This window comes from Bacteroides sp. 1_1_14 (assembly GCF_000162515.1).
Classification (GTDB): domain Bacteria; phylum Bacteroidota; class Bacteroidia; order Bacteroidales; family Bacteroidaceae; genus Bacteroides; species Bacteroides thetaiotaomicron.
This window is the reverse complement of record NZ_GG774702.1, coordinates 96,200-114,808: the sequence shown is the minus strand read 5'-3', so window position 1 is coordinate 114,808 and position 18,609 is coordinate 96,200. Positions and strand designations below refer to the sequence as shown.

17 protein-coding genes and 1 riboswitch are annotated in these 18,609 nt (G+C 48.8%); of the genes, 13 read left to right on the top strand and 4 right to left on the bottom strand.

What is annotated here, in order from left to right; genetic code table 11:
• The first annotated feature begins 14 nt into the window (after positions 1-14).
• The 9 genes from HMPREF9007_RS23980 (at position 15) to HMPREF9007_RS24020 (ending at position 10,778) form a co-directional block, all read left to right on the top strand.
• Complete coding sequence (locus HMPREF9007_RS23980; RefSeq protein WP_008759634.1) at positions 15-698, top strand: hypothetical protein; 684 nt, start codon at positions 15-17, stop codon at positions 696-698.
• 14 nt (positions 699-712) lie between these two features.
• Positions 713-1,378, top strand: coding sequence for a hypothetical protein (locus tag HMPREF9007_RS23985; protein WP_008759633.1), 666 nt, complete (start codon positions 713-715; stop codon positions 1,376-1,378).
• Positions 1,379-1,402: 24 nt separating this feature from the next.
• Positions 1,403-2,233 carry a M23 family metallopeptidase gene (locus tag HMPREF9007_RS23990; protein WP_004301296.1) on the top strand — a complete coding sequence of 277 codons (831 nt, stop codon included), beginning with the start codon at positions 1,403-1,405 and terminating at the stop codon, positions 2,231-2,233.
• A 23-nt stretch (positions 2,234-2,256) separates the two neighbouring features.
• Positions 2,257-2,538: a hypothetical protein gene (locus HMPREF9007_RS23995; RefSeq protein ID WP_004301295.1), complete on the top strand. Its 282-nt coding sequence runs from the start codon at positions 2,257-2,259 to the stop codon at positions 2,536-2,538.
• Positions 2,539-2,546: 8 nt separating this feature from the next.
• A complete protein-coding gene (locus HMPREF9007_RS24000) occupies positions 2,547-4,346 on the top strand; it encodes a hypothetical protein (protein WP_004301294.1) in 1,800 nt (599 codons plus the stop codon).
• A 27-nt stretch (positions 4,347-4,373) separates the two neighbouring features.
• On the top strand, positions 4,374-6,635 hold the full coding sequence (locus HMPREF9007_RS24005; RefSeq protein ID WP_004301293.1) for a zincin-like metallopeptidase domain-containing protein: 2,262 nt from the start codon (positions 4,374-4,376) through the stop codon (positions 6,633-6,635).
• Between the two features lie 12 nt (positions 6,636-6,647).
• Positions 6,648-8,204: a glucosaminidase domain-containing protein gene (locus tag HMPREF9007_RS24010; protein WP_004301292.1), complete on the top strand. Its 1,557-nt coding sequence runs from the start codon at positions 6,648-6,650 to the stop codon at positions 8,202-8,204.
• Between the two features lie 271 nt (positions 8,205-8,475).
• A complete protein-coding gene (locus HMPREF9007_RS24015; RefSeq protein ID WP_005944254.1) occupies positions 8,476-9,084 on the top strand; it encodes a hypothetical protein in 609 nt (202 codons plus the stop codon).
• A gap of 5 nt (positions 9,085-9,089) precedes the next feature.
• Complete coding sequence (locus HMPREF9007_RS24020) at positions 9,090-10,778, top strand: zincin-like metallopeptidase domain-containing protein (RefSeq protein ID WP_004301287.1); 1,689 nt, start codon at positions 9,090-9,092, stop codon at positions 10,776-10,778.
• Between the two features lie 60 nt (positions 10,779-10,838).
• Here HMPREF9007_RS24020 and HMPREF9007_RS24025 read toward each other — a convergent pair whose 3' ends face one another.
• The 4 genes from HMPREF9007_RS24025 to HMPREF9007_RS24040 all read right to left on the bottom strand — a co-directional run bounded on the left by HMPREF9007_RS24025 (position 10,839) and on the right by HMPREF9007_RS24040 (position 12,853).
• Positions 10,839-11,213, bottom strand: coding sequence for a hypothetical protein (locus HMPREF9007_RS24025; protein WP_004301285.1), 375 nt, complete (start codon positions 11,211-11,213; stop codon positions 10,839-10,841).
• Between the two features lie 11 nt (positions 11,214-11,224).
• Positions 11,225-11,482, bottom strand: a complete 258-nt coding sequence (locus tag HMPREF9007_RS24030) for a hypothetical protein (RefSeq protein ID WP_004301283.1) — start codon at positions 11,480-11,482, stop codon at positions 11,225-11,227.
• Positions 11,479-11,946 (bottom strand): hypothetical protein, encoded by a 468-nt coding sequence (locus HMPREF9007_RS24035; protein ID WP_008759631.1) that lies wholly within the window; start codon positions 11,944-11,946, stop codon positions 11,479-11,481. The genes HMPREF9007_RS24030 and HMPREF9007_RS24035 overlap by 4 nt, the downstream gene beginning before the upstream one ends.
• A 424-nt stretch (positions 11,947-12,370) precedes the next feature.
• Positions 12,371-12,853 (bottom strand): hypothetical protein, encoded by a 483-nt coding sequence (locus tag HMPREF9007_RS24040; RefSeq protein WP_004301275.1) that lies wholly within the window; start codon positions 12,851-12,853, stop codon positions 12,371-12,373.
• Between the two features lie 420 nt (positions 12,854-13,273).
• Positions 13,274-13,466, top strand: a riboswitch (cobalamin riboswitch).
• 179 nt (positions 13,467-13,645) lie between these two features.
• On the opposite strand from HMPREF9007_RS24040, the gene HMPREF9007_RS24045 reads away from it, so the two are divergent.
• The 4 genes from HMPREF9007_RS24045 to HMPREF9007_RS25635 all read left to right on the top strand — a co-directional run bounded on the left by HMPREF9007_RS24045 (position 13,646) and on the right by HMPREF9007_RS25635 (position 18,535).
• On the top strand, positions 13,646-14,593 hold the full coding sequence (locus HMPREF9007_RS24045; protein ID WP_008759630.1) for a DUF4465 domain-containing protein: 948 nt from the start codon (positions 13,646-13,648) through the stop codon (positions 14,591-14,593).
• A gap of 75 nt (positions 14,594-14,668) precedes the next feature.
• Positions 14,669-16,414 (top strand): PKD-like domain-containing protein, encoded by a 1,746-nt coding sequence (locus HMPREF9007_RS24050; protein ID WP_008759629.1) that lies wholly within the window; start codon positions 14,669-14,671, stop codon positions 16,412-16,414.
• Between the two features lie 22 nt (positions 16,415-16,436).
• Positions 16,437-17,765 (top strand): hypothetical protein, encoded by a 1,329-nt coding sequence (locus HMPREF9007_RS25640; protein ID WP_128567761.1) that lies wholly within the window; start codon positions 16,437-16,439, stop codon positions 17,763-17,765.
• A gap of 167 nt (positions 17,766-17,932) precedes the next feature.
• A complete protein-coding gene (locus HMPREF9007_RS25635) occupies positions 17,933-18,535 on the top strand; it encodes a hypothetical protein (RefSeq protein ID WP_128567760.1) in 603 nt (200 codons plus the stop codon).
• Positions 18,536-18,609 lie beyond the last annotated feature (74 nt).

Below are 18,609 nucleotides of genomic sequence, written 5' to 3'. Positions count from 1 at the left end.
AAACGGAACTGACAATGAAACGGACGATTTGGATAGGCATCTTATTGTTGTGCATCGGCATCGGCAAGGCACGGGCACAAAACGACCCTGTACTGGCCGGAATGATCCTGCTCTATACCGACAAGGCGGAAAAGGAGCTGAAGAACCAGGAGAAAGTCATGCTGATGCAGACCACCGGACACCTGTGGACGAAAGAGGAAGTGAAAGCCACGACCGACCTGCAACGGGAGTTCAACAGCTATCTGGACTCTTTCCGGTCGATAGTCTGCTACGCGGCGCAGATATACGGTTTCTATCACGAAATATCGAAGCTGACGGATAACATGGGTGACTTTACCAGACAGGTGAGCCGGAACAGCTCCCATGCGTTGGCCGTCGCCCTCTCCACGCAACGAAACCGGATTTACCGGGAACTGATCATGAACAGCGTGGAGATTGTGAACGACATCCGCATGGCGTGCCTTTCGGACAACAAGATGACGGAGAAAGAGCGCATGGAAATCGTATTCGGCATCCGTCCGAAGCTCAAGATGATGAACAAGAAACTGCAACGGCTGACCAAGGCGGTGAAGTACACGACAATGGGCGACATCTGGCGTGAAATCGACGAGGGAGCACGTCCGGTGGCCGGCAAACGGGACATAGTGGAAGCTGCCAAGCGACGCTGGCGGCAGATTGGAAGAAATGTAAGACCTTAAAAAACAGACAATGTATGGGCGTTTGGAGTACACTATTGAAATATGGCGGCAAGGCCGCAAAAGGTGTCGGTACGGCAACGGCGGCTACCGGCAAAAGTATGGGTAAGGCAGTGCTGCACCCTTCGCAGACCTTGCGTGGTGCAGGACAGGCAGTCAAGACAGCGACTATCGGCGGTGCGGTCGGTTATGTGGGCTGGGAGAAGCTGACCACCGACAAAAGCGTGGTGCGTATCGTGAGCGATGCCGTTGTGGGCGAATCCGTCACGGATACCATTGCAGGCACGGCGGACGGCGTGCGTGAACTAACGGGCAAGGCCGGAGAAGCCGTCAGTTCGGTCAGCGGTGCGGTAACCGGCATCGACAACAAACTGAACGGCGTGTCGAACTTTTTGCGACAGGCCTCCGGTGGCGGAGGTCTTGATATGTTCGGCAACTTTTTCCGCAACCTTGGCAGCGGCAACGTGTCAGGGTTGAGCATCGCCGGACTGGTTGCGGCGGCGTTCCTCATATTCGGACGCTTCGGCTGGCTGGGCAAGATTGCCGGCGCATTTCTCGGCATGATGCTCATCGGCAACAATGCGGGTGTCTTCCGCACGCCGGAGACAGAAAACGTGCAACGTACCCGTACACCTGACTTTTCGGCAGGGGAACAGGCACATGGCGGAGGAATGAGAAGATAGAATACGAATCAAAATGGAAACAGCATGAAATATACAGAAGAAATGATCCTGCAATCCGATAGCGGTTATTGTATGCCTTTCGAGGAACAGCAGGGCAAAGACGTGGAGCTGTCGCTCGGCTACGGCGAACAGACCGACCCGGTGACGGGCGAGAAATTCTTTCATCACGGCATTGACTTCAACGTGCGGTGCTATATGCTTTCCGCCCTTGCCAGCGGCATTGTGTCGGGCGTGGGCAACGATTCCGGACACGGCATCTGCCAGACCATCCGCTACGGGGAATATGAGGTGACATACGGAAACCTGTCCAATGTCTTCGCCCAATTCGGACAGCGTGTAAAGGCCGGACAGACGGTAGCTTTGAGCGGTGACAAACTGCACATGACCGTCCGCTTCAAGGGCGAGGAACTGAATCCGTTGGAATTCTTGACAATGCTGTACGGGAATATCCAGGCAATGCGTCAGGCCGGCGGACACGAAACCGACTATCCCTCCGGTGTAGAGATGGAACTGGGAACCGATTATGACCGGGATAAGAGAGAGATAGAGGAACTGATGCTGCGCTTCCTGCCGCACTATATGGAGGATTTGCGGCATGGAGCATACACCTTGCCCCGAAATACGGAGCAGTCGCTACGCCACATCTTCACGGTGGGTGCGATGAAGGAGTATTTCTACGAGAATATGCCGAGCATGGCCAATCCGCTCGGACTGGGACATAAGGCCATGCCGCTGGCCTGCAAGGTGCAGAACCTCCTGATTGCGGATTTCCTGCATTACCTCGCCCTGCGGCATGATGTGTACCTCTCCACTGCGGGCAGTGACATAAAAAAAAACTCCATGACGAAGCCCTGACCTATGGCGGCATCATAGACCCGTTGGCGGAACTGGACATCGACATACAGAGTTTCGACATACCGAGGCTTGTCACGGTCTATCCCGACCGGGCGGGTGTGCGCTGGTGGACGAAGGCATGGTTCAACAACAGGGAAGAGGGCGAGACATCCGTCGAAATCGAACGGGAGCAGGCGATACGGTTCATGCAGGACAACATCGAAAAGGACGCATGGCTGGAAGAGTTCTTTCCCCGGCAGATGGAGGTTTACCACAACGCCATCGAGCAGACGAAAGAACAGTTATTGAAACAGATAAATATATAATACACAATATGGATGGAATCAAACATAGCCGGCAATTCGCAGAAATGGAACGCCTCGTGAGCGACTATTTCCACTGCCACCTTGCGCCCGTCATGTCGAAGACACAGGCTTACCTCACGAAGAAACAGGGCGAGGAAATGAGGGAGTATTCCACCTCTTTGGGCGGCATACTCAGCGCGATGGCGTCTGCGGCACAGCCGATGGGCGACCCGTACCAGGTACTCAAGGTCACGGGCGAATGGAACTCGAAGACAACGGAGGACTATATCGGAATGTGCAAGGCGGAGATTACCGGCTCCAAAGAGATACAGCAAGACCTCGCATACATGGCCGGGCAATGGCGCGATACTGTCGTGCAGGAAATCGGGCGCAAGCGTTACGATGAACTGTCGGAACAATTAGGCGGCGACCTTGCCTATGCCTATATGGACTACCGGGTGGAGGAACTGATGATCGACCGGCTGGTCAAGGAGCGTATGCCGAAATCGTCAGCCGACTACATCATCCGCAAAGCCGCAGAATCAAGCCTGCTTGGACTTTCGCAGACCTTCAACCGCTCGCCGCTTGCTGTGGAAATCGAGGCACGGGGCGAAGCCGCCTACCGTCCGAAAGGATGGGAAAAAGGCGCGGGTCGGGTACTGGGCGCAACGGCAGATACCGTGATGATGGGAGGCGTGGGTTCGTGGGCAACACTGGCGAAGTTTGTCGGGGCGGACGTGGCTATCTCGGCAGTCGCCTCACGCTTCGAGCCTGAAAAGCCTGATACGCTTTCTGTGGAAGAGTGTATAAGCAAAGGGGTGTTCGGCAGCGAACGGAACGTATTTACGGACTTCCGCAAGGAGGCTGCAACGGTACAGACGGGTGACAGTGCGCTCATCGTGGCCGCCAACGAGCGGTTGAAGAAGAAAATACCGGTGATGGATTTCAGTTTCCCGAAGTGGATGCAGACACCAAAGTTTACCCCTTTCCAAATGCCAGAAATACCCGGACACCCTGAAAAGAAGAATGAACGTGCCGAACGGTACAAGGATGTGCCGCTGGTCGTCGCTCCCGGACAGGAAGAAGCCTATTTGAAGCATTTGGAGAAATATAAGAATGCAACGGCTGTAACTGCCAAAAAGGAATCAACGCAGCCGGAGACGGAACAGAGGGAAAAAGTGGAGAAAGAGGAACGGCAGGTGGTTATTCCACGTGAGGAAGAAAAGCAAGAGAGAGAGGCTGTGCAGACCAACACGAACGGATGGAGCGGATTGCTCAGTACGTTGGGATTAGAGGGATTGGGCGATATCACGGGCAACCTCGGATATGTCATGGCCATGCTGCCCGACATCCTGTTGGGGGCTTTTACCGGCAAGACACAATCGTTGCGCTTTGGAGACAACCTGCTGCCGATAGCGAGTATTGTGGCCGGTCTGTTCGTGCGTAACCCGCTGCTGAAGATGCTCCTTGTCGGTCTGGGCGGCGCAAACCTGCTGAACAAGGCGGGACACGAGGCTTTGGGGCGACCCATGCCGTCCGCTGCCGAACAGACGGAGAACCAGTACCGCCGTTATCCCGATGAACCGCTCAATCCCCGTATTGTGAACCCGGTACTGCAAGGCAGTACGCTCATCGCCACGATAGACCGTGTGCCTTGTACCATCCAGCTCACGCCGACCGTCGCGGAGGCTTACCGTGCAGGGGCATTGCCGCTGAACACGCTGGCGAACGCCGTGCTTGCCAAGAGCGACCAGTTGCGCCATATCGCTTCGCAGAATTACGATGACGGACAGCGGGAAACGGTCGTGCGTACACGGGGCATCCAATAATTCCATGAACAATAAAAGCATGATGATATGAAAGAAAAGTCGCAAATCGAGAAGAAAGCCGAGGCAAGGCAGGCGGAACTGCTGTCTGCCGCACTGAGCGGGGCGTCGAACGCTGGCGGCCATTGGCTCAACGTATCGGGCAAGGGATTTCCCCGGCTCTATCCGCAAGGGGTCTCGGCCAGCCCGTTCAATGCCCTCTTTATGGCCTTGCATTCGGACAATAACGGATGCAAGACCAACCTGTTCACGCTTTACAGTGAAACCAAGGTACGGGGTGCTGCGGTGCGGGAGCATGAGCAGGGCGTACCGTTCCTGTTCTATAACTGGAACAAGTATGTCAACCGGAACAATCCGGATGAGACCATCGACCGTACCGCCTATCTCCAATTGGACGAAGAGCATAAGGCACAGTTCAAGGGTGTCCACAACCGGGAGATCCGCACGCTTTTCAATATCGACCAGACGACGTTGCCCTACGTTGACAAGCCGGCTTACGAGGATGCGGTAAAGCAGGATGGCAGTGTTCAGGAAAGAGGATATACCGAGGCGGACAACCGCAGGTTGCGCACCCGGTTCAACGACTTTCTATTGAAGATGCGGGACAACCTCGTTCCCGTGCGCTCGGACGGTAGCGGAGTTCCTCATTACGAGACGGACAAAGATGCGGTCTATATGCCGCGTCAAAAGGATTTTGAACATTACCACGATTATATGCAGGAAGCCTTGCGGCAGATCGTGAGTGCTACGGGGCATCAACAGCGGCTCGCCCGTGAAGGCATGGTCATGAAGAACGGCGTGGCCCCGTCGGAGGATGCGGTAAAATATGAAAGGTTGGTCGTGGAACTGGCTTCGGGTATCAAAATGCTGGAACTGGGACTGCCCGCCCGTCTGTCCGATGCAAGCCTGAAGACGGTGGATTACTGGTGCCGGGAGTTCAAGGAAAATCCGTGTATGATGGACGCTCTCGAAAGCGACGTGAACAATGCGCTTGATGTTATCCGAAAAGCGGAACGGGGCGAGAAAATTGAGTACGCCACCCTGCGAAACAGACGGCAGACCACGACCATGCAGGAACAGATGCACAAGCATTACTTTGTGGCGAATGAAATCCGCCAGCACCCGGACAAGGCGGCGAAAAGCATCGTCCTCGTCATAGACCGGGAGGCAAAATCGGCAGATGTCATTTTGCCGGCAGGAGCTTCGACCGAGGCGAACAACGAGATTCCCGGCATGAACAAGGGACGTATCGAACGGGCATTGCAGAAAGAGGGTATCGAGCAGGTGCGTTTCTATAATACTGACGGTGCATTGGGCTACAGACCCGATGACAGCTATTTCAATGAAAAAATGGTGACACTGGCCCGGTTAAGGAACTACACGTTGGAAAAGCTCTCCACGCTGGACGTGTCGGAGGCGGTCAGACGGGCGAATGAGGTCGGGTTCGATGCCGTGCAGATGATTCAGGACGACAAGAACCGTTGGGCACTCTATATCAAGCCGGAAAACAAGGAGGGGTACAGCGTCTATCCCGATAAGGAGGATGTGAACCGTTTTTTCTCCACGCTCAAGCAGGCGATGGACAACATCGACAAGGTACGGATGGAGCTGGCGCACAAGTATTATGCACTGGCGGAGGTCAAGCCCGACCTGAAAGTGGATTTGTTCGGCAGCGATACGCCGGAGATTGACCTGAACCGTATTCAGCGTGTTGCCATCTTCAAGACCAGGCAGGATGGAATCCAGTGTGTGGCAACCATCGACGGACAAAAGCTGCAGCCCCGCAGCGTCACTCCACAGCAGTGGCAACGGATGTGGGTGGCGGAAGACCGGGACGGCTACAAGCGGCATTTGGCGGCCACGCTGTTTGCCGATGTGCTGCAAAAGGGACAATCCGTCGGGGAACAGAAAGCGGAAGAGCAGGTACGGCAACAGAATGAGACGGTGCCGGAAAATCGGTCGGAAGAGACGAATGATGAAAATATGTCTCCGAAACGGCAGTTTTGGGACAACCTCAAGGAAAAGCATCCCGACGCCCTGTATCTGATTCGTGCAGGAGAAGTGTACCGGCTTTATAATGAGGATGCGGCAAAGGGAGCAAAAATACTGGGAATTACGGTCAAGGAATATCCGGAACATGGATTTTCGACTTTCGCAGAGTTCCCAAGGACGCAACTGGACAGCTATCTGCCCAAACTTGTCCGTGCCGGTGAGCGTGTCGCCATCAGTGAGATAGAGCTACAGGATAAACGGCAGGACGAGCAGGAAACACATAGGGGTATTCATAGATAAGGAGTGACGATTATGAGCAAGAATCAGGAATATGCACTGCAATACGCGGATTATGCGATGGCACAGATGCGCAGGTATGGCATTCCGGCTTCCGTCACATTGGCGCAAGGCATACTGGAAAGCAGCAACGGACAGAGCCGTCTGGCGAGGAACGAGAACAACCATTTCGGCATCAAGGCGACACCCTCGTGGATTGCCGGAGGCGGCAAATACGGAATCTACACCGATGATAAGCCGAATGAAAAGTTCTGCAGCTATGACAGCGTGGGTGATTCATACGAGCATCACTCCCGCTTTTTGAAGGAGAACAGCCGCTATGCCGGTTGCTTCAAACTCTCCCCGGACGATTACAAGGGCTGGGCACAAAGCATTGAGAAAGCCGGTTACGCCACAGGCGGCAAGTATGCCGAGAACCTGCAAAAAATCATTGAGCAGAACGGCTTGCAGAAGTATGACAGGCAGGTGATGCAGGAGATGGCGGCACAAGGCAGGCAGTTCGGGGTAGAACACAATCCGCTCCAGACCTCCGAAGGTGCGGAACATGGAACGGGGTATTCGTTCCCGGTGGAACGGGAGGAATTTCTGTTCATTACCTCTCCGTTCGGAACACGGCAAGACCCGTTGGACGGCACAAAGCAACAGATGCACAAGGGCGTGGATATACGTTGCAAAGGCGATGCGGTACTGGCTACGGAGAACGGCGGCAAGGTCGTGGCGGTAAACCAGAACAAGAATACGCCCGGCGGCAAGTCGCTGACGGTGGAATATGCCCGGACGGACGGCAGCAAGGTACAATGTACCTATATGCACCTCAAGGAGATTTCCGTCAAGGTCGGCGATACGGTACAGGCCGGCGGACGGCTCGGCACATCGGGCAATACGGGAACACGGACGACCGGGGAACATCTGCATTTCGGTGTGAAGAATATCTATGCCGACGGGACGAAACGGGATATAGACCCTGCGGCGTATCTGGCTGAAATCGCACAGAAAGGACATATCAAATTGCAAATGCTGCACAACGGGAATGACCTGCTCGCCAAATACAAGGCGGCGGAAGATACCGTGCCTGAAAAGAACCTTTCGCCCGACGGATGGATGAAAAAACTCCTTTCGTCGGAGGATAGCGGTGTGGGAATGTCGGGATGCAACGACCCGATTGTGGAGATGGCGATGACCGCTTTCGCCTCCCTGATGCTGCTGGCCACACAGATTGACAACCGGAACGAAGAGGAACAGAAGGCGATGATATCCACCGCGATGGATCTTCGTACCATCGACCTGAAGCCGTTGTTGCCGAATATGAAGAACTGCGACCTGACTATCGGCGAGAACGGCAAGGCCATTCTGAAAGCGGACAATGGGGAACTGCGTGTCTCGCGGGAGCTGACCGCTTCCGAGCTGAACCGGTTGTCTGCCACGTTGAACAACGGCACACTCACGGAAGAGACCAAACGGATGCGTGTAACCGGTATGCTGAATACGGTTATCCTGTCGGAAGCGGCCTCACAGAATTTCGAGCAAGAGATGTCCCGGCAACAGGGACAGACGGAAAACCTGCGAAGATAAAGGCATGGCGATATGGTAAAATGCGTGATGATACAGCTATGCAAATGTCTGGCGGGAGTCTCCATCCTTGCGTTGCACGTCCGGTTCTGCTACCTGCTGTTGGGGTGGATCGGGACGCTCGTTGTCGTGGGCGTGCAATTAGCCATCGCCGGATGGATGGTCTGGGCGATGATACGTGCGCCTGACTGACCGTACCCTCCAACAGTTCAACATCAATCAACCCATGTATCACTTGTCGGATGATCCATGTATCATTAAAGACAAAAAACAGATGATTAAATGTAATGTTACGGTATGCGGCGTTATCGGCCGCGATGCGTCGGTTCGCAAGAACAGAGAGGAAAAGGAGTTTATGGCATTTCCGCTCCGGGTACAGATTCCGGCAACGGGTGGACGGCATACTATCGAGGTGGATGTCCGCAAGGAGTGCAGTCAGGAAGAAGCCACCGGTTATCGGAACGGCTCCCGTGTGGAAGTGAGGGGTACGATGTATCTCAAACGCCGGGGTGACAAGCTCTATTTCAACCTGTTCGCCGATGAAATCTGCAATGCCGCTACGGATGATGCGGATTGCGTCAAGGGTGAGCTGGCATTTCGTGGTAAAGTCGGCCAGAATATCGAGGAGAAAAGGGATAAGAAAGACCAGCCTTATACGGTGTTCTCGGCGTTCAGTGCGGAGAAGGTCGATGACGGCTTCGAATACCAGTGGGTGCGCTTCTTCTGTTTCGGCAAGGAGCGCGATGCGTGGCTACAGCCGGGTATAAAGGTGGATGCCATAGGTGAAATGAACCTGTCGGCACATAACGGGAAAATCAATCTTTCCTGCAAGGTGGAGGAACTGACGCAATATGTGGCGGATTCGTCTAACTATAATCAGTAAGTAATATGGCCGGTTACAGAAAGAAGAATGCCGACGGACCGAACAGCGAGGACAAGGCTCTCGACCTGTTCGCCGAAATGATGATCGAGAAAATCGAGGGCATTCAAAAGGACTGGAAAAAGCCTTGGTTTACCGAGGGTGCGTTGCAGTGGCCTCGCAACCTTCACGGGCGCGAGTACAACGGGATGAATGCTTTTATGCTGCTTTTGCACTGCGAGAAAGAAGGGTACAAGATTCCCCGTTTCTGCACCTTCGATTGTGTTCAGAAGCTCAATAAGTCCGGCAAGGATGGAGAGGAACTGCCGCGTGTCTCCGTGCTTCGTGGCGAGAAGTCCTTTCCGGTCATGCTCACCACGTTCACTTGTATCCATAAGGAGACCAAGGAGAAAATCAAGTATGACGATTACAAGAAACTCTCCGATGACGAAAAGGAACAGTACAATGTTTATCCGAAGATGCAGGTTTTCAGGGTCTTCAATGTTGCGCAGACCAATTTGCAGGAAGCGCGACCGGAGCTGTGGCAAAAACTGGAGCAGGAAAATTCGCGTCCGGCAATCGAGGAGGGCGAGCATTACAGTTTTGCCCCAGTCGATACGATGATAAGGGATAACCTGTGGATTTGTCCGATTACGCCGAAATATCAGAATGACGCCTACTATTCCATCACGAAGAATGAAATCATCGTGCCGGAAAAGGAACAGTTCAGATCGGGAGAATCGTTTTACGGGACACTGTTCCATGAGATGACGCACTCGACCGGTGCGGAGGGTGTTCTCGATCGGTTCAAGCCGACTACCTTCGGTTCTCCTGAATATGCCCGTGAGGAACTGGTGGCAGAGTTAGGTAGCGCACTGGTCGCACAGCGTTACGGCATGACCAAGCATATCAAGGAAGAAAGTTGTGCATACCTCAAAGGATGGCTCGATGAGCTGAAGGAATCGCCGCAATTCATCAAGACAACGCTCCTGGACGTGAAAAGGGCAACCTCGATAATTACCCAGAAGGTGGATAAGATAGCGCAAGAACTGGAACAAAATGTCGGCGAGAAGCAGGAAAACGGAGCGGCGGCAAAGGAGAAGACATTTTATTCCTCTGTCGCGTATCTCCAATTTTCGGATGACACGAGGCCGCTTGACGAACTCCGGGAGAAAGGCGATTGCGAGGGATTGCTGACGCTTGCCAAGGAGTATTACGACGGCAACGGCATCAACGAACAGCATACTTATTTATCAGCCACGAACAACAAGGGTGACAGCCTAATTGCCGAGGATGAGAATTTCGCTGTCGTGTACAACGGGAGTGTCGGGGGAACCTACGAGGTGATGTTGAAATTCACGGAGCAGGAAATTCGCGACCATATCCGGCGTTACGGTGTCGATATTGCCGGAGAGACGATAAAAGAGGTTGCCAGGGAGATGGCGGCGGAACAGTTCTCCGCTTTGGCGCATCAAAAGATTCCGGCCTTCGAGATGCCGAACGGCGACGTGCTGTATGTCGAATATAACAAGGACTCCGATATGCTTGATGTCGGGCAGCCCACCAATGCCGGGCTGGTCGCGCAGCATCGTTTCCCTTACGACCACAATATCGGGTTGGATGCCAACCTGCAAGCCGTGAACGAGAAGCTGAACGAACTGGAAGAGTATCGGGCAGAGCTACAAGAGGCTGAATACAGCGTCGGTATGCGCCGGTAAGGATGGAAAGAAAAAGATGCGGAACCGGTTGGCTCCGCATCTTTTCTTGTTTTCGGTTTTTTATTCTTTCAGTAAATCATCCATCATGGACTGCAAATTTGCCATGTCACAATATTGGTTATATCCTCCTCTGTAGTCTTTTGCGTGTTGGGCTGTCCGTATCAGAAACGAATCAAGTTCAACTCTTACGCCGCCGCCCATTCGGGCTAACGTGGAAGAGTGACTGATGTAAACGAACTTGCCGTTGCGCTCGATGAAACATGAGGTATCATAATGTCCTTTTAAGTTGGATGCCACCTGTGCACCGACCGCCGTTGCATATTTGGAAATCTCACGTACCAATGCTGTCTGGAAACTGCGATACTCTTTTGAAACATAGCCTCCTGCATCTGCAAGGATAGCGTTCTGCCATTTGGTATAAAAATTCTGTGCCATATTGATATTTATTATTCGTTCCGCAAATAACTTTTCCACTTCTCGCCGTCAATGGTCAGTTTGCCCATTTCCCAATCGTATTCCACTTCCGGTATATTGGTATAAGGGAAATGAACGGTGTAACCTATCTGTCCGTAAGAGCAATGCAGAGGGGTAACACAAATCTCCCAACCGAAGTAAAGTTGCGGTGTGCAGTATTTCCGCCAGTTGAAACGACCTGCGGCAATATTGCCGCAAAGCCGTTTTAAGATTTTGTCTTCGTTTGTCATTCTGTACCTCCTTTGCTGAGTATGGTGAGTTGTCCGGGACGGTCTGGGAACCAATAGGCATCACTGTCGATATATACGCATCTACCGCCATTCCAAGGCTTTCTGAAAGCTAATACTTCTTTGGGGCCAAATACCACCCCGTAGTCGTTAGTAAACGCCACCATATCGCCTACAGCCAAATCATTGTCTGTTTCCATGACTTCGGAAAGACGGTTGAAAAACTCCATGCCCTCGGCTTCACGCTCTTTTTTCCAGCGCAAAAATTCCTCTTTGTGGCTTCTCGATGAGCCAATAGGTGATAGCTCCGATGCCAAGACTTCAATCTCTGAAGAACCTGTTGCGATTAAAATAATACTGTCGCTATCCACTTTTTCGGGAGTTGAGATAATTCGACATTCTACATCGTTATCGGCAGTGTGCCAATAAAGGAGGTTGCCTTGCTTGATGAAATCGTACTTGCTCATTGTCTTTTGATTTATTGATTTTTTATTTCCCTTTTCTTGAAGTCTTCTGACTTCGCCCAAAAGGGTTGTTTTCATGTGCGTTCCAAACGGGGGATACAAGAACGACGGACAAGGAACCTGCGATGAAATTTTATGAAATACCGTTATCTCCGATTACGGAAAGTTGTCATCAAATTTTATTTCAGGTAGCGATAGCGGTACTTGAACCATGTTCGTCCACCGTACCTTTGCACACGAAAACAAGCCTGTGGCGTATGTCGGGGTAGTGAAGGGATTATACCCTTAAAAAAGGAATATACCGGCAGTGAAACCGGTGGCGGAAGCTCTGCAGAGCATATTTATAAAAGTAACCGGTGAGCCTGTGCAAAAAAGAGAGTAACCACCCGCCTCAAAAGCGGGTGGTTGCCAATGTTTCGGACAAACATCAGAAGTGGTAATCAACAACTCCTCCGATGTAGAGTATCGTTCCCGGTTCAAGCCTACAAACAAACTCCATAAACGCAAAGGACTGTTCGGCAAAAGATTGGCAGCCGTCGCCATCCAAATAGAAATGATAGGCGACATCCAACGGATTTTCCACTGCCTGTTTGAGATAATAGGTCGACCCCCATTCCAACATATTATCTGCCGTAAGAGCATCCGCTCTCTTTTTGATATTGGCGACATACTCCTCTTTCCATTGCTCTATGCCACCATTATAGCGCATGGTGTCATCGGATATAAGCTCGAACATTCCGTTGGGTAAGGCATAATTGACCAAATTGGCAATATCCTCTTTACGGTTTTCCTCGTCTATTTCTGAACAATAGTCATAGAAGCTCCCGTCTCCTTGCTGGAGTGTGTCCTCATTCAGATAGTTTTCTTTGTCTATCGGCTCCGTTGAAATTTGAAAAATCCTGCTGTGCATAATTGTAAATTTTAATTTGTTAAACTTTTTATTTCCCTCTTCTTGAAGCTCTTTCGGCTTCTCGTTGGGGAATGATTTTTATGCAGGACTGACAGACGGATCGAGGCAAATAAGACAAGTGAACGGCGGGCGGATTTTACGGAATACCCCAATCTGCGATTTGCGGAAGGCTGCTGTAAAATTCGCAAAACGTTAGCATTTGCGGCTCTTGGCAATTGACCGAACGCTGTACCTTTGCATAAAAATCACCCGACAGGAATTGCCGACATAAGGGGAGAAGACGAATTAAAAAATAAATGATTGGGCAATGGCATATCGTTATTCGCAACTAAAAAATGGTAGAAAGAGTACATTTTTATATTCATAAAAGCTGTTATCAGAAAAAAATGGAGAAAAAAGAAATTATATAAAAAATAACTCTTAACTTTGCACCAGTTAAGTTTCCTATCGAAGTGTCGATTGGAATTAAAAGGGAATCCCGGTGAAAATCCGGAGCTGTACTCGCAGCTGTAAGTCCTATTAAAGTTTATCGCACTCTTTGCCACTGGTGAAAGCTGGGAAGGCGCGATAAGCGGGATGAGCCAGAAGACCTGCTTGATAAGATATGATTTAGTGACCACGGGATAATTGGCATTAGATCAAAATGAACAGAGGCTCATCCAAAGACCACCTGTATTCTTTTTGATAACCGGTTTCTCATTCGTTGCAAATCTATCGCAAGGAAAACGAATGTGTAATTAAACTTTTTGTTTAACTTTTAATACTTGAGTTATGAAAAAGAATTTTAGGTTTATGGCAATGGCCGTTGTAGCAATGGCCGCCACAGTGTTCACCGGATGTTCGTCCGACGATGACTTCCTTACTCCGTATGAAGAAAGTGCGATTCAAACCCGCGCAACACCTAACCCCGATGGAACGACTACCATCACGTTTGATGATTTTGCCTCTTCGATGATGGCTATGACAACTTCCTACGGTGCTAATTATTATGGAAATGTGGGTTCGTATACCCAAGTAAAAGAAATTGCTGATCCAGATGGAGTGTTCATGTCTGAGATTAACACTGTGACTAATAATTATGGAACATTCAACAATTTCTCTTGTGGTGGATTAGCATTGTCTAAATGGAATTACCGTACCAATCCATCTTCTGCCGAAGGAATTACGATTACCGGTGATACCATACCGAGTGATTGGTGGTATTCCTATAACAATCAAATGAGTGTTTATGATACGACTTCTGTTAATGGCTCTAACGAAGGTGCAGGTCATAGCGGAAATAATTTTGCTGTTGTTTATGGTTATTCTGATGAATATAATACCGAATGGATGGCTCAACCCGAATTCTATTTAACAGGCGAATATACTCTAAAAGGTTTATGGTTCTGTAATTCATCATATACCTATGGTGTAATCATGCATGGTAATAAATTCGGCGCATCCGGTGTAGCTACTCCGCTGTCAGCACAAGTCGATGCAGGCGGAAACCATATTGGGTATTTCCAAGTTGAACTTGAATGTTATGATTTTGCTGGTAATAAGTTAGCTACATACACCAAGGTATTAGCCGATTATAGAAATGGGAAGAACGAAAATCCCGTTACTACATGGACATATTGGCCTATTAATCAAGCTGGAGTAGGATTTGTGAAATTTAACTTTTCAGGTTCCGACACAGGAGAGTATGGCTTAAATACCCCTGCATACCTCTGTATTGATGATATTGTTTTTGAAAACTAATTTTATAACCACCCCTTTCAAGGAAATTTAAACTTGGAAGTGGTGGTTGTCTTTTAATCTAACCAGCTTGTATTCATGGTAATCAAAAAATTATTTTTTTTTACACTCGCTGTATTATTCATATCCTGCAATCGGGATGAGGTTGTCGTTGCAGAATCCGGACAAGCCCCAGTGATTGAACTCGATAGTGAAGACGGTATCTATGCAGTCAAGATTGGCCGGGAACTGGTCATCGCACCGACTTACCGGTACGCAGACCATGCCTTGTTTGCCTGGACCATAGAGGGGAAACTGATTTCCACAGACCCGACCCTGAAATACACGTGGGATGAATCGGGGGAGGTCTTTATTACGCTGCGGGTGGACAACGAAAACGGTCATGCCGAAGAAGAGGTGAAAGTGGAAGTGAGGGATTTGTTGCCCCCGGCCATCAATCTGTATGTGCCGGCCAAAGGATTGAAAGTACAAAAAGGCATAGAGAATACCCTGACTGCCGTGATTGCCCATCGCGACCTTGCCGGTTTCAAGGTGGAATGGGTACGTGCAGGGGTTGTGGTATCCACCGATACGACCTATACGTTTAAGGAAAATCAGGTGGGAGTTTTTCCGATTACCATAACAGCATCCAACGAGGATGGTGAAACCAAGAAAGAGTTGGAGATAGAGGTGGTCGAGAATATGCCTTATGAGGTTGTTTTCCCTGCCCCGTCTTATGAGCAGTCTGTTTCCACACGCTATACGTTTGCCGGGCGACCAGTGTTCTTGCGTCCATTGCTGGACTATTTCGAGAATCCGCAATACCGCTGGAGCATAGACGGTAAGCCCGTGGAAGGTGAAACCGGTCGGGTGTATAAGTTCACCCCTTCGTCCGCCGGAGAATACCGGATAACCGTCTCTGTCACCGAAATGCAAAATAGCATATCCGTGGAATCCGCCGTCACCGTAGTTTGCGTGAACGGGTCGGAATCTTCCGGATATCGTGCTGCTTCAGGTGCGAGTTCGGCCTATTCCAACAGAGTGTATGAATATACGCCGGCTCCCGGACAATTCATCAACGAAACCAATACTGGTGGTTTTACCGGTAGCGAATCGACCCGAGAAGCGGCCGTCGAATATGCTTCCAAGCGTATTGCCAAGCAAAGTTATGTATCTCTCGGCTCCTTTGGCGGTTACATCATAGTAGGGTTTGACCACAGCATTCAGAATAAGGGTGGATATGATTTTGCTATTCAGGGCAATGCCTTTGATTCTTCCAATGAACCGGGGATAGTGTGGGTGATGCAGGATGTCAACGGCAATGGACTTCCCGATGATGAGTGGTACGAACTGCGGGGCAGCGAAACAGGGAAACCCACCACCATTCAAGATTATGAGGTGACCTATTTCCGACCGGCCTCGGATGGTTCACACACTTATTGGATTGACAATTTGGGAAACACTGGCTGGGTCGATTTCAATGCCTACCACACGCAACCTTACTATTATCCGTTGTGGATTACGGCCGACTCCTACACTTTGTACGGTACTCGACTATTGCCACGCAATTCACAAAGTCCATCCACAGGTTACTGGAGTAACTCTCCTTATGACTGGGGGTATGTGGATAATTGCGGTTCCGATATGTTGGCTGGTGATTCGTATGACGGTTCTGGACAGAAAAACGGATTCAAAATATCTAATGCCATGTATCACGACGGCTCTCCGGTAAATCTCCAATACATCGACTTCATAAAAGTTCAGAATGGAGCCTTGGCTAAAAGCGGCGTTTTAGGAGAAATCTCTACCGAAGTATTTTCGTTCCAAGATTTAAACATAAAGTAAAAACAATAATAACATATTACAAATGAAACCAATCAATTTTAACTTGCTGTTCGGCCTTTTCTTCGGTATTTTGGCTGTCGGCTGTTCCGATAAGAACGAAATTCCAGTTGATGCTGATGATAATTTCATCACATCCGTGGTACTGAGTGTGAATGATAAGACATATGATGCTGTCATTGAGAACAACACAATTACGATGACTGTACCATACACAGTTTCTCTTGATGGAGCAAAGGCATCTTTCATTTACACACCTTCTGCAAAGATATTCCCTGATCCAACATCCATAACTGATTGGAACACTGAACGTACTTTCCGTGTTACTTCTTTTAATGGAGCTACCAATGACTATACTTATGTTGTTGTGAAGGATGAGATAAGAAGTGAGGGTGATGTAGAACTGAAAAAAAACTCAGAAGTAGCTGCTTTTATTGAATCTGGCGTTACAATCATAAAAGGTAATCTTATTATTGGTTCGGACGCAGAAAATGCAGAAAATATCAGTGATATTTCTGGACTTAGTATTATTAAAGAAGTCGAAGGAACCATCACAATAAAGAACAGCTATACCGGTGGAACGCTGACCGGTTTGGACAACATTACCAAAATCGGCGGTTTGTCGATTGGTTCGGAGGAAAACCCGGCTGCGAACGAAACGCTGGAGATGGTCTCCATGACCAAATTGAACGAGGTAACGGGCAATATCCATGTGTACAACAATGGTGTAAAATTCGTTCAGTTTGATCTGCTAAAAGCTATTGAGGGTGATTTTGTTATCAGTTCGTCCACATTGACAACGCTTCAAATACCCGAACTGATAAACGTCGGAGGGGCATTAAACATTTTCGGTATGGGTAAAGGTGCAATTAGCACATTGGTATTTCCCAAAGTACAGACTGTTAAAAATTCGTTAAGCATTAATGAGATTTCGACTTTAAAATCTATCTCTTTCCCTGAGCTTATTGAAACAGGAAGTATTAATTTTTCATCTTTGCCTATCGAGTTTGAAAAATTATCAATGCCCAAACTTTCTGTTGTTAATGGAGATTGTTTTATTATTTCGAACTATATTCAAGGAGATTTGTTTTCCACTACAGGAAATGTTTCTCTTACTAATCTTGATGAAATGTCGAATCTGGCAACCGTAACAGGCCTTCTTTCAATTTGTTATTTCTATGAACTTTCATCATTATCAAATCTTAAAAACTTAAAAAGAATAGGATCGTTAAAATTAGAGAAGCTAATAAGTTGTTCTTCTCCTATAGACATTAGTGATGCTGTTTTTCTAATGAAGATTCAGAGGAATCCATTATACGCATCTCGGAATGTAAGAAACTACAAAAACTTATAACGAAAGATGATCTTTCGAATGTTTCTATTTATATTGATGCCTGGGCGAATAACTATGTTGATTTCAATTTTAAAAAGGTAAAGAATTTATCATACATAACACCAGACAAAAAAGTTTTTACCCTTCCAATTGAAGAGGTACACGGCGACTTTTATTTTGGTGCAGGGATGAAATCTGGCATCGTTGCAAATAATCTCAAATTTGTTGACGGCTATATGCATCTCAAAATTAATATGATGGCATCAAACTTAGAATTTTCAAAACTTGAAAAAATTGGCGGTCAATTTTTTATGGAGGGGGCACTTAATACTCCTAAAATGGTTCATAATTTTAGTAATTTAAAATCGATTTGTTGCAATTCAAATCCATCATATGCAAAAGAAGGTAAGTGGTCAACCGACGACCTTCCATATGGAGGATTAGATATCCGTTCTACAACCACTTATGAGCTTTTTCCTGTGCTTGAAAAAGTTGGAGGAGCGGGAATAACGATTCATGGATTTTCCGCTTTCTCATGCCCTGAATTAGTCTCTATAGCTGGATCTTTAAGTGCAGATGCTGCTTCCAAATTAACATCTTTTGATATGCCGAAGCTTAAAAGTTTATCAGGAGTGAATTTCGTTAAGCTTACTTCTTTTTCTGATTTTTCTATATTTGAGCCTTTTATCAAGGATAATCAAATTACTGAACCAAATTGGATTGTAAGTGGCTGCAAATACAACCCCACCTACCAAGACATGATAGACGGGAAGTACAAGCCCGCTGAATAGATAACCAAACAATAAATTTTCTGCCAATCCTCGGTATGCTTGCCGTAAGGTAAGACTACCGGGGATTAACTATA

What these genes read in the sequence shown, in the direction of transcription:
- HMPREF9007_RS23980 (WP_008759634.1), top strand. Translation starts at nt 15, where the DNA reads ATGAAACGGACGATTTGGATAGGCATCTTATTGTTGTGCATCGGCATC.
- HMPREF9007_RS23985 (WP_008759633.1), top strand. Translation starts at nt 713, where the DNA reads ATGGGCGTTTGGAGTACACTATTGAAATATGGCGGCAAGGCCGCAAAA.
- HMPREF9007_RS23990 (WP_004301296.1), top strand. Translation starts at nt 1,403, where the DNA reads ATGAAATATACAGAAGAAATGATCCTGCAATCCGATAGCGGTTATTGT.
- HMPREF9007_RS24000 (WP_004301294.1), top strand. Translation starts at nt 2,547, where the DNA reads ATGGATGGAATCAAACATAGCCGGCAATTCGCAGAAATGGAACGCCTC.
- HMPREF9007_RS24005 (WP_004301293.1), top strand. Translation starts at nt 4,374, where the DNA reads ATGAAAGAAAAGTCGCAAATCGAGAAGAAAGCCGAGGCAAGGCAGGCG.
- HMPREF9007_RS24010 (WP_004301292.1), top strand. Translation starts at nt 6,648, where the DNA reads ATGAGCAAGAATCAGGAATATGCACTGCAATACGCGGATTATGCGATG.
- HMPREF9007_RS24015 (WP_005944254.1), top strand. Translation starts at nt 8,476, where the DNA reads ATGATTAAATGTAATGTTACGGTATGCGGCGTTATCGGCCGCGATGCG.
- HMPREF9007_RS24020 (WP_004301287.1), top strand. Translation starts at nt 9,090, where the DNA reads ATGGCCGGTTACAGAAAGAAGAATGCCGACGGACCGAACAGCGAGGAC.
- HMPREF9007_RS24025 (WP_004301285.1), bottom strand. Translation starts at nt 11,213, where the DNA reads ATGGCACAGAATTTTTATACCAAATGGCAGAACGCTATCCTTGCAGAT.
- HMPREF9007_RS24030 (WP_004301283.1), bottom strand. Translation starts at nt 11,482, where the DNA reads ATGACAAACGAAGACAAAATCTTAAAACGGCTTTGCGGCAATATTGCC.
- HMPREF9007_RS24035 (WP_008759631.1), bottom strand. Translation starts at nt 11,946, where the DNA reads ATGAGCAAGTACGATTTCATCAAGCAAGGCAACCTCCTTTATTGGCAC.
- HMPREF9007_RS24040 (WP_004301275.1), bottom strand. Translation starts at nt 12,853, where the DNA reads ATGCACAGCAGGATTTTTCAAATTTCAACGGAGCCGATAGACAAAGAA.
- HMPREF9007_RS24045 (WP_008759630.1), top strand. Translation starts at nt 13,646, where the DNA reads ATGGCAATGGCCGTTGTAGCAATGGCCGCCACAGTGTTCACCGGATGT.
- HMPREF9007_RS24050 (WP_008759629.1), top strand. Translation starts at nt 14,669, where the DNA reads ATGGTAATCAAAAAATTATTTTTTTTTACACTCGCTGTATTATTCATA.
- HMPREF9007_RS25640 (WP_128567761.1), top strand. Translation starts at nt 16,437, where the DNA reads ATGAAACCAATCAATTTTAACTTGCTGTTCGGCCTTTTCTTCGGTATT.
- HMPREF9007_RS25635 (WP_128567760.1), top strand. Translation starts at nt 17,933, where the DNA reads ATGAAATCTGGCATCGTTGCAAATAATCTCAAATTTGTTGACGGCTAT.